The following is a 16,558-nucleotide window of genomic DNA, read 5'->3' as shown; positions in this document are numbered from 1 at the left end:
AGAGAATAAAAATGGGAGAATTGCCTAATTTTTAAGTACAATTTAGCATGGCTGTATTTTTTTGCTTTTAGGATGGTTGTAAAAGCGGATAGTATTAGAAAGAGAGTGAACTATGGTTGAATATAAAAACGAGGAAAATTTTTTATTAAAAGAAATAGAAGATTCTGATAAGTTTTGTACAGGATGTGCGGCATGTGATAACGTATGTCCTGTTGGGGCAATTGAGATGATACCTGGTGAACTCGGTTTTGTAAGTCCATTCATTAATAATACATTATGCATCCAATGTGATATGTGCAGAAAAGCTTGTCCGGTACTGAACTTACCGGAGAAAGAAGATAAGATTCTTAAATGCTATGCTGTACAAGCAAATGATGAAGTAAGAAAAAAGAGTTCTTCAGGAGGTGCATTTACTCTTTTTGCGGAGGAAATTTTAAGATGTGGTGGTGCTGTTGTTGGAGCAGCGATGGGAGATGATTGTAAAGTATCCCATATAGAAATAGAAAGTATAGAAGAATTAGGACGATTGAGAAAATCTAAGTATGTTCAAAGCGATATAGGAAAAGTTTATAGACAAGTTAAAAAACTAAGAGCAGAGAATAGGTTGGTGTTATTTAGTGGCACACCCTGCCAGGCTGCGGCTTTGAAAAATGTGTTAGATAAAGATGAGGGTGAAGGAGTTTTTATAATAGACACGTTGTGCCATGGAGTTCCATCATATCAAATGCTTCGGGATTATATTGATGCTTCTCAAAAAAAAGAAGTTGAATCAGTAGAATTTAGAACGAAAGAAAAAGGGTGGAGAAATAGTTCTAGGAATATGTTCTTGAATTATAAAGATAATACAAGAATAATGGAAAAATATGAACTGAATGAGTATGAGCAAGGATTTCACAGTGAATTGATATTAAGAAATTGTTGCTATGAGTGTCAGTTTGCAGAATTACCACATGTGTCTGATATTACGTTAGGAGATTATTGGGGAATACGAGAACGAGATGCGATGCTCGATGATGATGGTGGAACCAGTGCAGTTATCATTAATAGTTTAAAAGGTTATCAATTGTTTGAAAAAATATTAAAAAATATTTCTTTGTATCGTGAAACACCGGTTGAATGGCTTGTTGATAACCGAATTCATGATGAAATAAAAGGAAATATTAGTAGAAGATATTTTGAGCATCTATATAAGAAAGGCGATTTTATTAATGCTGTCAAATGTGCGCTTGCACATAAATACCAAATAGGAATCGTGGGTCCTTGGATGAATATAAACTGTGGAGGTGCATTGACTTATTATGCACTTTACAGGACATTGGTTAATATGGGATATTTTCCAGTTATGTTATCGCAACCGAAAGGAAGTGAATGGGATCCGACGTACAAATATTGTAGATATAAAGAAATACCATATCCGGAATATGCTATTTTACCTGCGAAGAATGGATATCCTGGACAAAGAGAATTTAATAATTATTGTGACACTTTCATTGTGGGTTCGGATCAATTATTTACTGGAGAAATGTTTCAGCTTCTGGATGGGTATGCAGACTTAGAATGGGTAAATAATAATAAAAGAAAAATTGCTTATGCAGCCTCATTTGCAAAAGACCATTTTTCTGGAAGTCAGGAACAGAAAGAAAGACTTTCTTATTTTTGCAAAAGTTTGATTGTTTTTCTGTGAGAGAAAAAACAGGGATAAAATTAGCAAAAGAGGAATTTGGTGTATCAGCTGAGTGGGTTTTGGATCCGGTCTTTTTATGTGATAAAAAGAGCTGGGAGGATTTGCTTGAAAAAGGAAAAGAAAGATTAAATAAGAATCCGTCTATTTTTGGATATATTCTTGATCCGAATGATGAGAAAGAAAAGTTGATGCATTTGGCTGAAAAAATATTAAATTTAAAAAGTTATGCAGCTTCAGATGTATGGAACGAGGAAGATACATTAAAATGGATGTGGAATATACCAACATTAAGCAATTTAGGAAATGAAGAGTTGCTGGCGCATATAAAAAATTGTGAATTTGTAATGACGGATTCATTCCATGGAGTTTGCTTTGCAATTATTTTTTAATAAACCATTTGCGGTATATATAAATAAAGACAGAGGAGCCAGTCGTTTCTATTCGTTATTAAAATTATTGCATTTAGAAGAGCGGATTATAGATTCAGAAGAGAAACTAGAAGTACTTTTGCTAAAAAATAAAGAGATTTCTTATGAAAATGTAAATGTTTTACTTGAAAAAGAGAAAGAACGGTGCATAAGCTGGTTAAAAAAATGCAATAGAGAATCCGATTCCAAAACGCGAAGTTTCAGATTATGATATGGCATGTACTTATAGCGATCGATTAGAGAAAATGCAAAAAAAACGTAGGAAGTTTGAGTATGACAGTTTAAACGGAAGGATCGATTGGCTGATAGGACATGTGGACAATGATTTAATGGTGACGGATCAAAAACAATGGGAGCAATTAGAAGATCATAGATTGCGATTGGATGGATTGGATTCATATATAAAACGCTTAGAAGAAAATTTGATGGAAACAAACAAAAAACAGTGGGAGCAGAAAGATGGATTGGAGTGAGTCATAAGGATATTTGGAAAAATATTGACAAAGAAGGTACACTGATATATAATTTAGATACAATATTATATAACTTTAGATACAATATTATATAACATATAATATTAAACAAGAAAAAATATTATATTTTGAATTAGTGAATCTTAGGAGGGATAAGATGGTTTTTAATACAGGAGCTGCGCTTCTGGATGCGATCGTCCTTTCAGTTGTATCAAAATCTGCAGAAGGAACATATGGGTATAAGATCACGCAGGATGTCCGTCAGGCAATCGAAATATCGGAGTCCACGCTTTATCCGGTGTTGCGGCGGCTTCAGAAGGATGACTGCCTGGAAACATATGACCGGGCGATCGACGGCAGAAACCGACGGTATTACAAAATAACGGAGGCGGGACGGATTCAGCTGAATCTTTACCGGGGTGAGTGGAACGTGTATGCAGGAAAAATTTCAGAGATACTGAAAGAGGGATAAGGAGAGGCAGATCATGAAAAAAGAAGTATTTTTAGAGAGGCTGGAAGCGCTCTTGCAGGATATTCCGGAAGAAGAAAAACGGGATGCGATTGACTATTACCGCGATTATCTGGAGGAGGCAGGACCGGAGAAGGAAGAAGAGGTACTTGCAGAATTTCAGAGTCCGGAGCATATTGCCGAGGTAATCCGGATGGAGCTGCAGAGTGAATGGAGTGGCGGCGAATTTACAGACCGGGGGTACAATGACAGCCGGTTTGAAGAAAAGCGGACGACTTTATCCAGAAGCGGTGGGGCAGAACAGGGAGAACGAGAAAAAGAAGCAGGATTTCAGGCTGGAACCGAGGACGACCCATTCCGGGAATTTCGGGATGAGGAAACGGGAGAAAATGCGGCATCCAATGAGAATCAAAGAAGCCGTCTGAGCGAGATGCTGCATTGCTTAAAAGAAAAAATAACCGGTTCCAAGATTGGAATGGTTGTGGCAGTTCTGGTAGTGCTTGCAGTTCTTCCATTTATCTTTTCGCTGGTGACGGGAACTGTGGGAAGTGTTTTTGGGCTGGCAGTCGCACTGGCAGCGATACTGGTGGTGCTGGGACTGATGACGGTGCTGGTGTTTGTTGGCGGAATTATGCTGTTTGTTCTGGGTACGGCGAGTCTGTTTGAACATTTTGCGATGGGACTGATGTTCATCGGATTGGGTATCGCGGCAGAGGGCAGCTGTCTGCTTCTGATATGCGGCTGTATCCTGTTTTACGGTGTATTTCTGCCGTGGGCAGTCAAGGGAATCATTCAGCTTTGCCGTCAGGCGGCAGGTTATCTGTCAGCCAGGGCGTAGGAGGATAGGAAAATGAAAAAATGGATGAAAAAAATGGCAATCATTGGCGCTGTCCTCTTTGTGGGTGGAATCGGTGTGACATCGATCGGGGCTGCCATTGGAGGCGCAGCTGCCGGACTGGATTTTCTGATCGATCAGGAAAAAAATTTTCAGGATAAATATAATTGGGGTGATTCGGAGGAAATATGGGATGATACGGAGCAGCTGCCGGAAGAGATCGACGAGCCGGATGAGATGGAAGAGCAGCTGGACAGAGAAAAACAATGCGAATAGTTTTCCAGAAAATGGACATACTCTGAGTACACAAGGTGGAAAGGAGTATTTTTTATGGATGAAAATAAGGTGGATTTTGAGAAAATGACCCCGGCAGAGCGGCTGAAATATGAGGTGGCGGAAGAAATTGGACTGGCGGACAAGGTACGGCAGTATGGCTGGAGAAGCCTGACTGCCAAGGAGAGCGGGCGGATTGGCGGTCTGATGACGAAGAAAAGGCGGGAGATGAAACAGGATAAGAAAGGCTGATAGATATTTGCTTGAAAACACCAAAAGCCCTTGAAAATAAAGGAAAAATCCAATATTTTCAAGGGCTTTCAAATCTGCCGGCTGCGGGACTTGAACCCGCACGGTGTTGCCACCAATGGATTTTGAGTCCACCTCGTCTGCCATTCCGACAAGCCGGCTGTCTATCGACGCTTTTTATCTTACCAAAATTGGAGACAGATTGCAACTGTTTTTTTGTTTGTTTTGAAATTAAGAAGCGAAGCATTCGCAGGGGCTTGCGTGTTTCATTAAAATAAGGTATGATTAGGTTCAAATGGGTTTATGAACGCGTCATGCGTGAATGATAATTCATATGGAATGACAGACTGGAAAAGGAGGTGGCGTCTGTGACCTGTCGGGAAGCGGAGCGTCTTGTGACGCCGTATATCCAGGATAAACTGAGCGGGGATGAGCTGGAAGCGTTTCTGGAGCATCTGGAACATTGCCGCAACTGTCAGGAAGAATTGGAAATTTATTTTATGGTGGATGTCGGACTGAAACAGCTGGACACCGGATCGGGTACTTTTGATATCATGGGCGCACTGCAGAAGCGGATTGCTGAGTCATATGCCCGCGTGCGCCGGATGTGGCGCTTCCGGAAAATGGAGTATGCGGTCAATACGCTGGGCGTGATGGCGGTATTGGTGACGGTGATGCTGCAGGTCAGGATTTGGCTGGCACCATAGAAAAAAGCAACAAGTGATAGAACAGGAGACGGAAACAGATGGGCAAATTAGTGCTGATAGATGGTCATAGTATACTCAACCGGGCATTTTACGGGGTGCCGGAGTTGACAAATTCGAAGGGACTCCACACCAATGCAGTGTACGGATTTTTAAATATCATGTTCCGGGTGATCGAAGATGAGGGGGCAGACTATCTGGCAGTGGCATTTGACTTGAAAGAGCCGACATTCCGTCACAAAATGTATGCGGCATACAAGGGAACGAGAAAACCGATGCCGCAGGAGCTGCATGAGCAGGTTCCGGTGATGAAGGAAGTGCTGACAGCGATGGGCGTGCCGATTCTTACCAAGGCGGGGTATGAGGCAGACGATATTCTGGGAACGATCGCGAAACGCTGTGCGGCGGAGGGCGTGGAGGTTTCTATCGTATCAGGAGATCGTGACCTGCTGCAGCTTGCAGATACGCACATTAAGATTCGGATGCCGCGTACTTCGAAAGGTACGACGGAGATACGCGACTATTACCCGGAGGATGTGAAGGCGGAGTATCAGGTGACGCCGATCGAATTTATTGATGTAAAGGCGCTGATGGGCGATACTTCGGATAATATTCCGGGCGTGCCATCGATCGGTGAAAAGACGGCAACCAGCCTGATTACCACCTACGGAAGCATTGAGAATGCGTATGCACACATTGATGAGGTAAAGCCGCCGCGCGCACAGAAAGCGCTTCGGGAGCATTATGACATGGCGCAGATGAGCAAGGATCTGGCAACGATCCGCATCAATTGCGAGATTGGTTTTTCGCTGGAGGAGGCGAAGCTGGATTCGCTTTATACGCCGGAGGCATATCAGTATATGAAGCAGCTGGAATTTAAGTCCATTCTGCAGAAATTTGGTGAGGACGCCTTTGCGTCATCAGAAATGGAAAAATCTTTCCGTCTGGTAAATGATTTTGGCGAGGCACAGGTGATTTTTGACCGTGCACAGTGCGCGGAGGAGATCGGCGCGCAGCTGGTGATTGAAAAAGGAAAGGTTGTGGCATTGGCACTCTGCCTGGACGGGACATCGATCTATGCGATCCCGGCGGTTGGGTTCCTGACCGGACAGTATCTGGCGGAGGAGCTGGAACGCCTGATGGAGGTGGTTCCGTCTGTGACGGTTCTGGATCTCAAGATCCAGCTTCCATTTCTTAAAAATCACAGCCGCCGGATCGTGGACGGCATCCGGAATGCAGAAGGAAACCGTGCGGTTATGGACGCAGGCGTGGCGGCGTATCTGTTAAATCCGCTCAAGGATACCTATGGATATGATGACCTGGCGCGCGATTACCTGGATATGACCGTGCCGTCACAGGTCGATTTGCTTGGAAAAACGGCGCTGTCGGATGCATTTGAGACAATGCCGGAGAAAGCGTTGAATTGTGTCTGCTACATGGCATATACGGCGTGGAAATCGCGGGAAATCCTGCTGGGGCAGCTTCGAAGACATGGAATGCTGCATCTCTTTTATGAGATAGAGATGCCGGTTATTTACAGCCTCTACCATATGGAAGAGGAAGGTATTCAGGTGCGCCGGGAGGAATTGAAAGCCTACGGCGAACGCCTCCAGACGCAGGTAGAGAAACTGGAGCAGGAGATTTACGCCGAGACGGGCTGTGAATTTAATATTAATTCCCCGAAGCAGCTGGGTGAGGTTTTATTTGAAAAAATGTCCCTGCCGGGCGGCAAAAAGACGAAGACCGGCTATTCGACGGCGGCGGATGTGCTGGAAAAACTGGCGCCGGAGTATCCGGTTGTGCGGAAAGTATTAGACTATCGCCAGGTGGCGAAACTCAAATCGACCTATGCGGACGGGCTGGGTGCATTTATCCGGGAGGATGGACGAATCCACGGAACCTTTAACCAGACGATCACAGCGACAGGACGTATCAGCAGTACAGAGCCGAATCTGCAGAACATTCCGGTGCGTATGGAGCTGGGACGCGAGATCCGGAAGCTGTTTGTACCGCGCGAGGGCTGTGTGCTGGTTGACGCTGATTATTCCCAGATTGAGCTGCGTGTGCTGGCGCATATGTCGAATGACAAGAACCTCATCCAGGCATACCGGCAGGCGGAGGACATCCACGCGATCACGGCGTCGCAGGTATTCCATGTGCCGCTTGAGGAAGTAACACCGCAGCTTCGCCGCAATGCAAAAGCAGTCAATTTCGGTATCGTATATGGTATCAGCGCGTTTGGGCTGGGCGAAGATCTCGGCATTTCCCGCAAGGAAGCGACCGAGTACATTGAGCGCTACTTTGAAACCTACCCGGATGTCAAACGTTTCCTCGATGGTCTGGTAAAAACGGGCAGGAAATACGGCGAGGTCAAGACTATGTATGGGCGTGTGAGACCGATTCCGGAGCTGAAATCCGGCAATTTTATGCAGCGTTCGTTCGGTGAGCGTGTGGCGATGAATTCCCCGATTCAGGGAACTGCAGCCGACATTATCAAGATTGCGATGATCCGCGTCGATCAACGCCTGCGCCGCGAAGGACTGCGTTCCCGCATTGTCCTCCAAGTGCACGATGAACTCCTGATTGAAACCTGGAAAGAAGAGCTGGAACAGGTGCAGTCGATTCTGGCGACGGAGATGAAACGTGCGGCGCAGCTGCAGGTGGAGCTGGAAATCGATATGAAGATGGGAAATTCGTGGTTTGAAACGAAATAATGGAAAGGTACAGATAAACATGAAGATAATCAGTATTACCGGAGGCGTTGGTTCCGGTAAGAGTGAGGTCCTGCGTGTGCTGCAGGAGGAATTTGACGCGGAAATTATTAAGGCAGATGAAGTGGCTCACCAGCTCATGGAGCCGGGTAAGAAAGGCTATCAGCATGTGGTAGAGGCGCTGGGTGATTCCTTTTTAAATAAGGACGGCAGCATTGACCGCAAAAAGCTGGCGGCGCTTATTTTCCAGAATAAAGAGGCGGTGGAGACGATGAACGCCATCATCCACCCGATGGCGTGGGAGGAGATCCGCTATGCGATCAACCATTCCGACAAGGAGATCATCGTTGTGGAGGCAGCTCTCTATGATGACGACCATAATGCGATGTTTGATGAAATCTGGTATGTATACACATCGGTGGAGAACCGCATCAAGCGTCTGATGGCAAGCCGCGGCTACAGCGAGGAAAAATGCCGGGGCATCATGGCAAATCAGGCATCCGAGGACGATTACCGGAGTTTTGCGACGCGTGTGCTGGACAACAACGGCGGGATTGAGGATATTCGGAAGCAGATAGCGTCATTTTTAGGAAAAGAGGATTAGGATACATATGCGGATGGTTAGTATTGCCAGCGGCAGCAGCGGGAATTGTATTTATATAGGAAGCGACAACACCCACGTTCTGGTGGATGCGGGGATCAGCAACAAGCGTATTGAGATGGGGTTAAATGACCTGGGGCTGAATGCGCGGGAACTGGATGGAATTCTCATCACGCATGAACATTCCGACCATATCAAAGGGCTCGGCGTGCTGGCGCGCAAATATGGCACACCTATTTACAGCACAAAAGAGACATTAGAGGAAATTCAGGATTCCAAGAGTCTTGGCGAGATTCCGGAAGATCTGATGCACCCGATTACGCCGGATGTTGATTTTATGGTAGGAGATCTGGAAGTCAAACCGTTCCGGATCGACCATGATGCAGCGAATCCTGTTGCCTACCGGGTTCAGAATGAAAAAAGATCGGTGGCGGTGGCGACGGATATGGGGCATTATTCCCAGTATATCATTGACCATCTGCAGGGGCTGGATGCGATTTTGCTGGAAGCCAACCACGATGTCAAAATGCTGGAGGTAGGACCGTATCCGTATTACCTGAAGCGTCGTATCTTAGGCGATTACGGACACCTTTCCAATGAAAATGCGGGACGGCTTTTAAGTTCCATTCTGCATGACAATTTGAAGCATATTTTCCTGGGGCATCTGAGTAAGGAAAATAATTACGAAGAGCTGGCATATGAGACGGTGCGTCTGGAGATCACAGAGGGAGATACGCCGTATAAGGCGAATGATTTCCCGATCACAGTGGCAAAACGCGATGCAGTGTCGCAGATTGTGACGGTGTAGAAGACGTAAAAGTATTAAAATTGGTTATACAAAGTCTGAAAACAAGCCAGAAGATATATTTGGGGTTATGGCTTGGAGGCATGGACAAACGTGTGGGGTTGACAGAAATATCGTTACTGTACACGCATACGTGTCCAGTAACGGAATTTGCCGTGGCTTCGCATTTAAATACGGCAAATTCCTGCTGGCACCACGTTTTCTTACGGCACTTTCGGTTCCAAAAGTGCCTACCCGTGTACAGCAACGAAATATCATTTTAGGTGTAAAAGTCAGCAGCCGGATGGCAGTTGAATTTTTATAGAAATTAGTAAGTCATAAAAACATTTCCGCCATAGGACGGAGAGCACACAGGAGGATGAAAGCTATGAGTAAGATTATTATTACTATCGTTGGACAGGACCGCGTCGGTATCGTTGCAAAAACGTGTAATTATCTGGCTGACCACAACATGAACATTCTTGACATCACGCAGACGATCCTGCAGGAATATTTCAACATGATGATGATTGTGGATATTTCCGGTTCCAAGACATCCTTTGATGATATGGCGCATGAGCTGGACAAGCTGGGACAGGAGATCGGCGTAAAGATTCTCTGTCAGAGAGAAGAGATTTTTACCAGTATGCACAGAATCTAAGCAAATATTTTCAGAAAGGACGTAAAACCAATGATTAACATGCAGGAAGTTCTGGAAACTAATAACATGATCGCGCATGAAAAACTGGATGTGCGGACGATCACGATGGGTATCAGCCTCTTAGACTGTGTGGACAGTGATCTGGCGAAGATGAATGAGAAGATCTACAATAAGATTACAACTTATGCGAAAGATCTTGTATCGACCGGCGATGCCATCGGACGTGAATTTGGGGTTCCGATCGTCAATAAACGTATCTCGGTTACTCCGATCGCGCTGGTAGGTGGAAGTGCCTGCAAGAAGAGCGAGGATTTTGTAGAGATTGCGAAAACACTTGATAAGGCAGCGAAAGAAGTGGGCGTCAACTTTATCGGCGGCTATTCTGCATTGGTTTCCAAGGGAATGACACCGGCGGAAGAGCTTCTGATCCGCTCGATCCCGCAGGCACTTGCCTGCACCGACCGTGTGTGCAGCTCCATCAATGTCGGTTCTACCAAGACAGGTCTTAACATGGATGCAGTCCGTCTGATGGGCGAGATGGTTGTGGCAACCGCAGAGGCAACGAAGGACAATGATTCCCTCGGCTGTGCGAAGCTGGTTGTATTCTGCAACGCGCCGGATGATAACCCGTTCATGGCAGGTGCATTCCATGGCGTGACTGAGGCGGATGCGATCATCAACGTCGGCGTCAGCGGTCCGGGAGTTGTAAAGACGGCTCTGGAAAAGGTACGTGGCGAGAACTTTGAGGTGCTGTGTGAGACGATCAAGAAGACGGCGTTCAAGATCACCCGTGTTGGACAGCTGGTAGCACAGGAGGCGTCCAAACGTCTGGGCGTTCCGTTTGGCATCATTGATCTGTCGCTGGCACCGACTCCGGCAGTCGGAGACAGTGTGGCGGAGATTCTGGAAGAGATCGGCTTAGAGCGCAGCGGTGCACCGGGTACAACAGCAGCGCTGGCAATGTTAAATGATCAGGTTAAGAAGGGTGGCATCATGGCGTCCTCCTATGTTGGCGGACTCAGCGGTGCGTTTATTCCGGTCAGCGAGGATCAGGGCATGATCGATGCAGTTTCTGAGGGTGCGCTTACGATTGAGAAGCTGGAAGCAATGACCTGTGTCTGCTCTGTAGGTCTTGATATGATTGCGATCCCAGGCGATACGAAAGCGACCACGATCGCCGGTATCATCGCGGACGAGGCGGCAATCGGCATGATCAACCAGAAGACAACGGCAGTCCGCCTGATTCCGGTCATCGGAAAAACAGTGGGCGATACGGCAGAGTTCGGCGGTCTGCTTGGCTATGCGCCGATCATTCCGGTCAACCGTTTCTCCTGCGACAACTTTGTCAAACGTACCGGACGTATCCCGGCACCAGTACACAGCTTTAAGAACTAATAGGAGTTTCATATGGAAAAATCACAGGAACTGAGAGAGGTGCTTCTGCGGTATCTCGATGCCGATCTGGAGCGAATCATTTTCAGCAACCCGAGAACCCTATCTGAAATTAACCGTGCGTCCTCTGCTTCTGCGGGGGGCGCTTGCTTTTCAGACGGAAGAATTTACGGAAAAACAGGCATTTCAGAAAAATCAGAACGCAGAAAAGACCGTCGAGTACCTGCTCGGAGAACTGGAAAACCGTTACCGCAATGCGGAGATCGCGTCGCTTCACGGGATTGTCAATATTCTGATCAGTAAGAAGGGGACAGTGACGATCAAAGAGAAGAAGGTAGGGGTTAAAAGGGCAGAGAATCGGACGGTATCGGTGGCAGCAGGTGATGTGCAGAAAGCTGGAAAGCAGATGCCGGCGAAGAGTCATGCAGATGTGAAAGAAAATTCGCTCGAAAAATCGGGTCAGAGTCAGTCAAGTCACGAAAACGGAAAGATGCAGAGAAGTGCTAAAATACAGGGAAATGGTAAACTGCAGAGCAATGCGAAACAGCAGAAAAATGCAGGAACAGGACTGTCGGCTGGCATGGATGCCGCAGCGTTTTCAGAACGTCTGGCTTCGTTATCCCATAACCGTACTAAAAAATACGTCCTTCAGGAAGGCGTCCCAGTCCCATTTCTGGTAGATCTCGGTGTCATGACGGCAGAAGGCAAAGTTGTGAAATCCCGCTACGACAAATTTCGCCAGATCAACCGTTTCCTGGAATTTATTGAGGATGTACTTCCGAATCTCGATCCGAACCGGACGAATACGATCATTGATTTCGGATGCGGGAAATCATATCTGACGTTTGCGATGTATTACTATCTGCATGTGCTGAAAAAATATTCGATCCGTGTCATCGGTCTGGATTTGAAAAAAGATGTCATTGCGCTCTGCAACCGCCTGAGCAAGAAGTTTGGATTTGAGAACCTGACCTTCCTGCACGGCGACATCGCCGGATATGAGGGCGTCGATCAGGTCGATATGGTCGTGACGCTGCACGCCTGTGATACAGCGACCGATTATGCGCTGGCAAAAGCGGTCAAATGGGGCGCAAAAGTCATTCTTTCCGTTCCATGCTGTCAGCATGAGATTAACAAGCAGATTCAGAACGACCTTCTGTCGCCGGTTTTACAGTACGGCCTTCTGAAAGAACGTATGTCGGCGCTTCTGACCGACGGAATCCGTGGGCAGCTCCTCGAAATGTCCGGCTACCGGACGCAGATTCTCGAATTCATCGACATGGAACATACACCGAAAAACATCATGATCCGTGCGATCCGCCAGGGCAAGAAAGCAGACGGGGCGGCATTAGAGACAATGATGAAGGAATTGCATGTGAAGCCGACATTGTATGGATTGTTGGTGGGGGAAGAGGCGTAGGAAATTTAGAAAGCACTTTTATGGGGGTTGATAATGCTGGACAGTTATAGCTGATAAAACCTCTTCGCAAATTCCAAAAACACCCCACCTTCCTCCGCCATATACTTAACCGGTGAATACACCAGATAGAGTTTCCGGAGAAAGGCAGCTTCCCCAAGCGGAAAGAGAAGCAGTTTCCCCTGCCGTGCATCTGCCTGTACAGTTGCTTTTGAGAGAATGGAGATGCCCATTCCCAGCATGATACACTGCTTGAGGGCGGCGGCATCGTCCATCACGGCAATAACATTTAAATTATCGAGTGAAAGCCCTTTATTTTTTAGGAAATGAAGGGTTTCCTGCTTTGTGCCGGAATTATCTTCCCGGAGCAGAAACGGTTCTTTTAAGAGGGCATCCAGCGGTGATGGCATAGTCTGGTAAGCCTGATAATGTGGCGTGGCGGGGGCGGCGATCACAAGCTCATCGGAGGCAAAGGGGAGAAATTCGCAGGAGGTGTCCGAGGTAGTAGTTCCGACCAGACCGATGTCGCAGATGCCGTCATCCACCTTATGTACAACGTCCAGACTGTCTGAGCAGGAGGCATAGACACGGATATCAGGATGAACTGCGTGATAAGCGCTTAAAAGTTCCGGCAGAAAATAAAGGGACGGAACGGAGGATGCGCCGATCCGAAGCTGCGGTTTCGTCTCGTTGGCGAGTTCCACGATTGCTTTCTGCTGCAGGGTCAGAATCTCCGTGGCATAGGAATATAATTTTGTCCCGGCAGGAGTCAGGGAGAGCGATTTGGTGGTGCGCTTTAAAAGCTGGGTGTGAAATTCCTCCTCCAGACTGCGGATGTGGGCGCTGACAGTTGGCTGTGAGATGTACAGCTTCTGGGCGGCAAGCGAAAAACTCTGATATTTGACGGTGTACACGAAAGCTTCTAATTGGCGGATGTCCATATATTTAAAATCCTTTCTATAGATAAAATCAATTTTTAATGATTCTGTGATAAAATCCAAAATTAAAATGAATAGTAGACAGGTGAAAACAATCTCTAAAGAAGAGTGTAGCTTTATTTATTGAAAATATCAATAAGTTTATAGCAAATATCAATATAAACGATTTTACCATAAAAATACAGGATGTTATACTTGTCTGCGGAAAGTATGGATAGATCCATGAAATGTACGCGCTTGAAATTTTTCTTGTTTGATTTTGTGAGATGATTTTTTTGCCAGATGCACTCAAATTTCTGATATGTATTGATGAAATGTGAGTGTGGTGCGTGAAATCACCCACAATGACGAGTGTGAGAAAAACTTTAAGAGTACATGAAATAAAAAAGGAGGCAGGTATGAAAGTATTTGACAAGACATGGAGCTGGCAGTGGCAGGCGCGCTTGTGGGTGTGCTGGCAGCATTGCTGGCGTATTTTGGAAATCCGGCCAATATGGCGATCTGTATTGCGTGCTTCGTACGTGATACGGCGGGCGCGCTGAAACTTCACTCAGCAGCACCGGTTCAGTATTTCTGTCCGGAGATTGTAGGATTTGCAGTGGGAGCATTTGCGATCTCACTGGCGACGAATGAGTATAAGGCGACGGCAGGCTCTTCACCGATGATCCGCTTTGTTCTGGGTGCGATCATGGTAATCGGCGCGCTGGTATTCTTAGGGTGTCCGCTGCGTATGGTTCTGCGTATGGCAGCCGGTGACCTGAATGCGTATGTAGCGCTGGTTGGATTTGCAGGCGGTATTGCAACTGGTTCGTTCTTCCTGAAAAAGGGATTTTCGCTGGGCAGAGCGTATGAGACGCAGAAATCAAGCGGATATGTGCTTCCGGTGCTCCTTCTGGCGCTTTTTATCATTGGAGCAGTAACAGGCGTATACGCAGCCAGCACGGAAGGACCGGGAAGCAAGCACGCACCGGTTCTGATTTCCCTAGTTGCGGCTCTCCTGATTGGTGCATTGGCACAGAAGAGCCGTATGTGTTTTGCAGGTAGCATCCGTGATGTGATTCTGATGAAAAACTTTGATCTGCTCAGCATTATCGGCGCACTGTTTGCAGTCATGCTGATTTTTAACCTTGCAACTGGCAATTTCCATTTGAGCTTTTCCGGTCAGCCGATCGCGCACTCCCAGCATCTCTGGAATATTCTGGGTATGTATGCCGTTGGATTTGCAGCCGTTCTGGCTGGCGGATGCCCGCTGCGTCAGATCATTCTGGCAGGGCAGGGCTCCTCGGACAGTGCGGTAACCTTTCTGGGAATGCTGTTTGGGGCGGCACTTGCACACAATTTTAACCTGGTTGGTGCGGCAGCAAAAGCGGCAACCGAGACAGAGGCAGCCGTTTTGGGTGGTCCGGCGATGCCGGGCAAAATTGCCGTAATTGTATGTATTGCCCTGTTATTCGTGATTGCAGCGGCAAATATGAAACGTAGAAAGAAATAAAGAAAAGAGGAAACGGAAAATGTCAGATTTTGTTGAGGTAGATGTGCGGGGACTCTCCTGTCCGGAACCGGTTTTGATGGTGATGGATGCGATGGACGAACATCCGGGAAAACAGATCCGTGTGCTTGGCGATGAGGCACACACCCGGACGAATATTGAGCGCACGTTGGAGTATCATGGAAAAGAGGGGCACACCGAGGTGCTGGAAAACGGCTGTTTCGCCATTACCTTTGAAGCGTGATGCTGCTCTGGAATATTAAATAGGTGGAAATGATGAGGCAGAAACGGGAATATCGGATTTTTACCTTTCACACGACGGCTGCGGCGATGGAGATGGAGGCATTCTGCCGGGAACAGGGAATCAGAGGGCGCCTGGTGCCTGTCCCACGCGAACTCTCAGCAGGCTGTGGAATTGCCTGGCGGATGGAACCGGCGGAATATGAACGGTTTCAGGGAGTGATTGCGGAAAGCCAAATTGAGATCGAGCAGAGCTGTGTGGTTATGAATTAAATAAAATGTTATGTTAGAGCAGGCATCATAGAAAAAGTATATAGGAAAAAGCGGCGGTATCGGCAGTGGCGAGACATTCAAAAAAGAATGGAGCGCTGACTGTGTGATACCGCTGCTTTTGGGCGTGTAAATCGAGGTCAGAATGAGGTCATTGAGGTCAGAAATCAAATCATGACCTCGATGACCTCATTTGTGACCTCGATGATCCCAATATTTTGAAATATTATTCTTCCGCCTTCGCCTCCTCCAGCAGCCGTGCAATCTCCCCCCGCACCAGCGAGAATGCAACCTCATTCCGTCCACTGTTTGTAACGACATCTGCATAGGCGCGGGTCGGTTCAACAAAGAGAGCATGCATCGGTTTGACGGTAGTCAGATACTGGTCGATGATGTTTTCGATATCGCGTCCGCGCTCTTTCGTGTCACGTAAGATTCGGCGGAGGATGCGCTCGTCGGCGTCGGCATCGACGAAAATGCGGATGTCGAGCAGATTGCGGAGTGCTTCGTCATAGAGAACGAGAATGCCCTCCAACAGGATAACCGGGCGCGGCTCGATGTGAATGGTTGCTTAGGCGCGGTTGTGGTTGGCGTAGTTGTAGGTTGGACAGTCGATCGCCTCCCAGTTTTTCAGTTTATTAAGGTGCTCAAGAAGCAGCTCTGTCTCAAATGCATCCGGGTGGTCGTAGTTCAGCTTTTTGCGCTGTTCAAATGGCATGTCATCGTGGGCGCGGTAGTAGTTGTCGTGGTAAAGCACGGTTACCTGGTCACCAAATGCGTCTTTCAGACAGTTTGTAAAAGTGGATTTTCCTGAACCGGTTCCTCCGGCAATTCCGATGATAATAGGTGATTTTCTATTCACTATGTTTTCCTCCATTTGTAAGTTTTATCTCAGTCGAGAAGAGTCCCACCTCTTTAGGTGGCGAGTAATAGCAAATTT

The 16,558-nt window shown here is 46.9% G+C and carries 19 protein-coding genes, 1 tRNA gene and 1 pseudogene; 18 read left to right on the top strand and 3 right to left on the bottom strand.

What is annotated here, in order from left to right; all coding sequences use genetic code 11:
- The first annotated feature begins 112 nt into the window (after nt 1-112).
- The 8 genes from DWX76_RS09215 (at nt 113) to DWX76_RS09185 (ending at nt 4,414) form a co-directional block, all read left to right on the top strand.
- Nucleotides 113-1,684, top strand: a complete 1,572-nt coding sequence (locus DWX76_RS09215; protein WP_118539145.1) for a Coenzyme F420 hydrogenase/dehydrogenase, beta subunit C-terminal domain — start codon at nt 113-115, stop codon at nt 1,682-1,684.
- Nucleotides 1,657-2,073: a polysaccharide pyruvyl transferase family protein gene (locus DWX76_RS09210; RefSeq protein ID WP_243022512.1), complete on the top strand. Its 417-nt coding sequence runs from the start codon at nt 1,657-1,659 to the stop codon at nt 2,071-2,073. The genes DWX76_RS09215 and DWX76_RS09210 overlap by 28 nt, the downstream gene beginning before the upstream one ends.
- A complete protein-coding gene (locus DWX76_RS13825; protein ID WP_147353849.1) occupies nt 2,045-2,323 on the top strand; it encodes a hypothetical protein in 279 nt (92 codons plus the stop codon). Before DWX76_RS09210 ends, DWX76_RS13825 begins: the two co-directional genes overlap by 29 nt.
- 1 nt (nt 2,324) lies before the next feature.
- Nucleotides 2,325-2,585 (top strand): hypothetical protein, encoded by a 261-nt coding sequence (locus DWX76_RS09205; protein ID WP_147353848.1) that lies wholly within the window; start codon nt 2,325-2,327, stop codon nt 2,583-2,585.
- Between the two features lie 157 nt (nt 2,586-2,742).
- Nucleotides 2,743-3,057: a PadR family transcriptional regulator gene (locus DWX76_RS09200; protein WP_022360428.1), complete on the top strand. Its 315-nt coding sequence runs from the start codon at nt 2,743-2,745 to the stop codon at nt 3,055-3,057.
- Between the two features lie 13 nt (nt 3,058-3,070).
- Entirely contained in the window at nt 3,071-3,892 is an 822-nt protein-coding gene (locus DWX76_RS09195; RefSeq protein ID WP_118481746.1) for an HAAS signaling domain-containing protein, read from the top strand.
- A 12-nt stretch (nt 3,893-3,904) separates the two neighbouring features.
- Nucleotides 3,905-4,165, top strand: a complete 261-nt coding sequence (locus tag DWX76_RS09190) for a hypothetical protein (RefSeq protein WP_118467562.1) — start codon at nt 3,905-3,907, stop codon at nt 4,163-4,165.
- A 54-nt stretch (nt 4,166-4,219) separates the two neighbouring features.
- A complete protein-coding gene (locus tag DWX76_RS09185; RefSeq protein WP_106999744.1) occupies nt 4,220-4,414 on the top strand; it encodes a small, acid-soluble spore protein, alpha/beta type in 195 nt (64 codons plus the stop codon).
- 75 nt (nt 4,415-4,489) lie between these two features.
- Here DWX76_RS09185 and DWX76_RS09180 read toward each other — a convergent pair.
- Nucleotides 4,490-4,572 (bottom strand) — tRNA-Leu (locus DWX76_RS09180).
- A 207-nt stretch (nt 4,573-4,779) separates the two neighbouring features.
- Here DWX76_RS09180 and DWX76_RS09175 point away from each other — a divergent pair.
- From DWX76_RS09175 to DWX76_RS09145, 7 genes are all read left to right on the top strand, one after another.
- Nucleotides 4,780-5,118: a zf-HC2 domain-containing protein gene (locus tag DWX76_RS09175; protein ID WP_022360432.1), complete on the top strand. Its 339-nt coding sequence runs from the start codon at nt 4,780-4,782 to the stop codon at nt 5,116-5,118.
- A 38-nt stretch (nt 5,119-5,156) separates the two neighbouring features.
- Nucleotides 5,157-7,829, top strand: a complete 2,673-nt coding sequence (gene polA, locus DWX76_RS09170; RefSeq protein WP_118522357.1) for a DNA polymerase I — start codon at nt 5,157-5,159, stop codon at nt 7,827-7,829.
- A gap of 19 nt (nt 7,830-7,848) precedes the next feature.
- The gene (gene coaE, locus DWX76_RS09165) at nt 7,849-8,430 is read left to right on the top strand and encodes a dephospho-CoA kinase (protein ID WP_107000385.1); all 582 of its coding nucleotides are present in this window, start codon (nt 7,849-7,851) and stop codon (nt 8,428-8,430) included.
- A 7-nt stretch (nt 8,431-8,437) separates the two neighbouring features.
- Nucleotides 8,438-9,235, top strand: a complete 798-nt coding sequence (locus DWX76_RS09160; RefSeq protein ID WP_118570530.1) for an MBL fold metallo-hydrolase — start codon at nt 8,438-8,440, stop codon at nt 9,233-9,235.
- A 364-nt stretch (nt 9,236-9,599) separates the two neighbouring features.
- On the top strand, nt 9,600-9,872 hold the full coding sequence (locus DWX76_RS09155) for an ACT domain-containing protein (RefSeq protein WP_022360436.1): 273 nt from the start codon (nt 9,600-9,602) through the stop codon (nt 9,870-9,872).
- A gap of 30 nt (nt 9,873-9,902) precedes the next feature.
- Complete coding sequence (locus DWX76_RS09150; protein ID WP_106999746.1) at nt 9,903-11,267, top strand: PFL family protein; 1,365 nt, start codon at nt 9,903-9,905, stop codon at nt 11,265-11,267.
- Between the two features lie 58 nt (nt 11,268-11,325).
- Nucleotides 11,326-12,684: a class I SAM-dependent methyltransferase gene (locus DWX76_RS09145; RefSeq protein ID WP_243022511.1), complete on the top strand. Its 1,359-nt coding sequence runs from the start codon at nt 11,326-11,328 to the stop codon at nt 12,682-12,684.
- A gap of 44 nt (nt 12,685-12,728) precedes the next feature.
- Here the strand turns inward: DWX76_RS09145 and DWX76_RS09140 are convergent, their stop codons facing one another.
- The gene (locus DWX76_RS09140) at nt 12,729-13,622 is read right to left on the bottom strand and encodes a selenium metabolism-associated LysR family transcriptional regulator (RefSeq protein WP_147353847.1); all 894 of its coding nucleotides are present in this window, start codon (nt 13,620-13,622) and stop codon (nt 12,729-12,731) included.
- Nucleotides 13,623-14,037: 415 nt separating this feature from the next.
- On the opposite strand from DWX76_RS09140, the gene yedE reads away from it, so the two are divergent.
- From yedE to DWX76_RS09125, 3 genes are read left to right on the top strand one after another with little or no spacing between them, the layout of a single operon-like run.
- Complete coding sequence (yedE, locus tag DWX76_RS09135; RefSeq protein ID WP_118570528.1) at nt 14,038-15,111, top strand: YedE family putative selenium transporter; 1,074 nt, start codon at nt 14,038-14,040, stop codon at nt 15,109-15,111.
- A 19-nt stretch (nt 15,112-15,130) separates the two neighbouring features.
- Nucleotides 15,131-15,352, top strand: a complete 222-nt coding sequence (locus DWX76_RS09130; protein ID WP_118570527.1) for a sulfurtransferase TusA family protein — start codon at nt 15,131-15,133, stop codon at nt 15,350-15,352.
- A gap of 32 nt (nt 15,353-15,384) precedes the next feature.
- Nucleotides 15,385-15,621 (top strand): DUF3343 domain-containing protein, encoded by a 237-nt coding sequence (locus DWX76_RS09125; protein WP_106999761.1) that lies wholly within the window; start codon nt 15,385-15,387, stop codon nt 15,619-15,621.
- A gap of 223 nt (nt 15,622-15,844) precedes the next feature.
- Here DWX76_RS09125 and udk read toward each other — a convergent pair.
- Nucleotides 15,845-16,495: pseudogene (gene udk, locus DWX76_RS09120) on the bottom strand (uridine kinase).
- Between the last annotated feature and the right edge of the window lie 63 nt (nt 16,496-16,558).

This window comes from Clostridium sp. AF21-20LB, from assembly GCF_003478795.1.
Lineage (GTDB): Bacteria > Bacillota > Clostridia > Lachnospirales > Lachnospiraceae > Otoolea > Otoolea fessa.
This window is presented reverse-complemented; position numbering and strand designations above follow the sequence as displayed.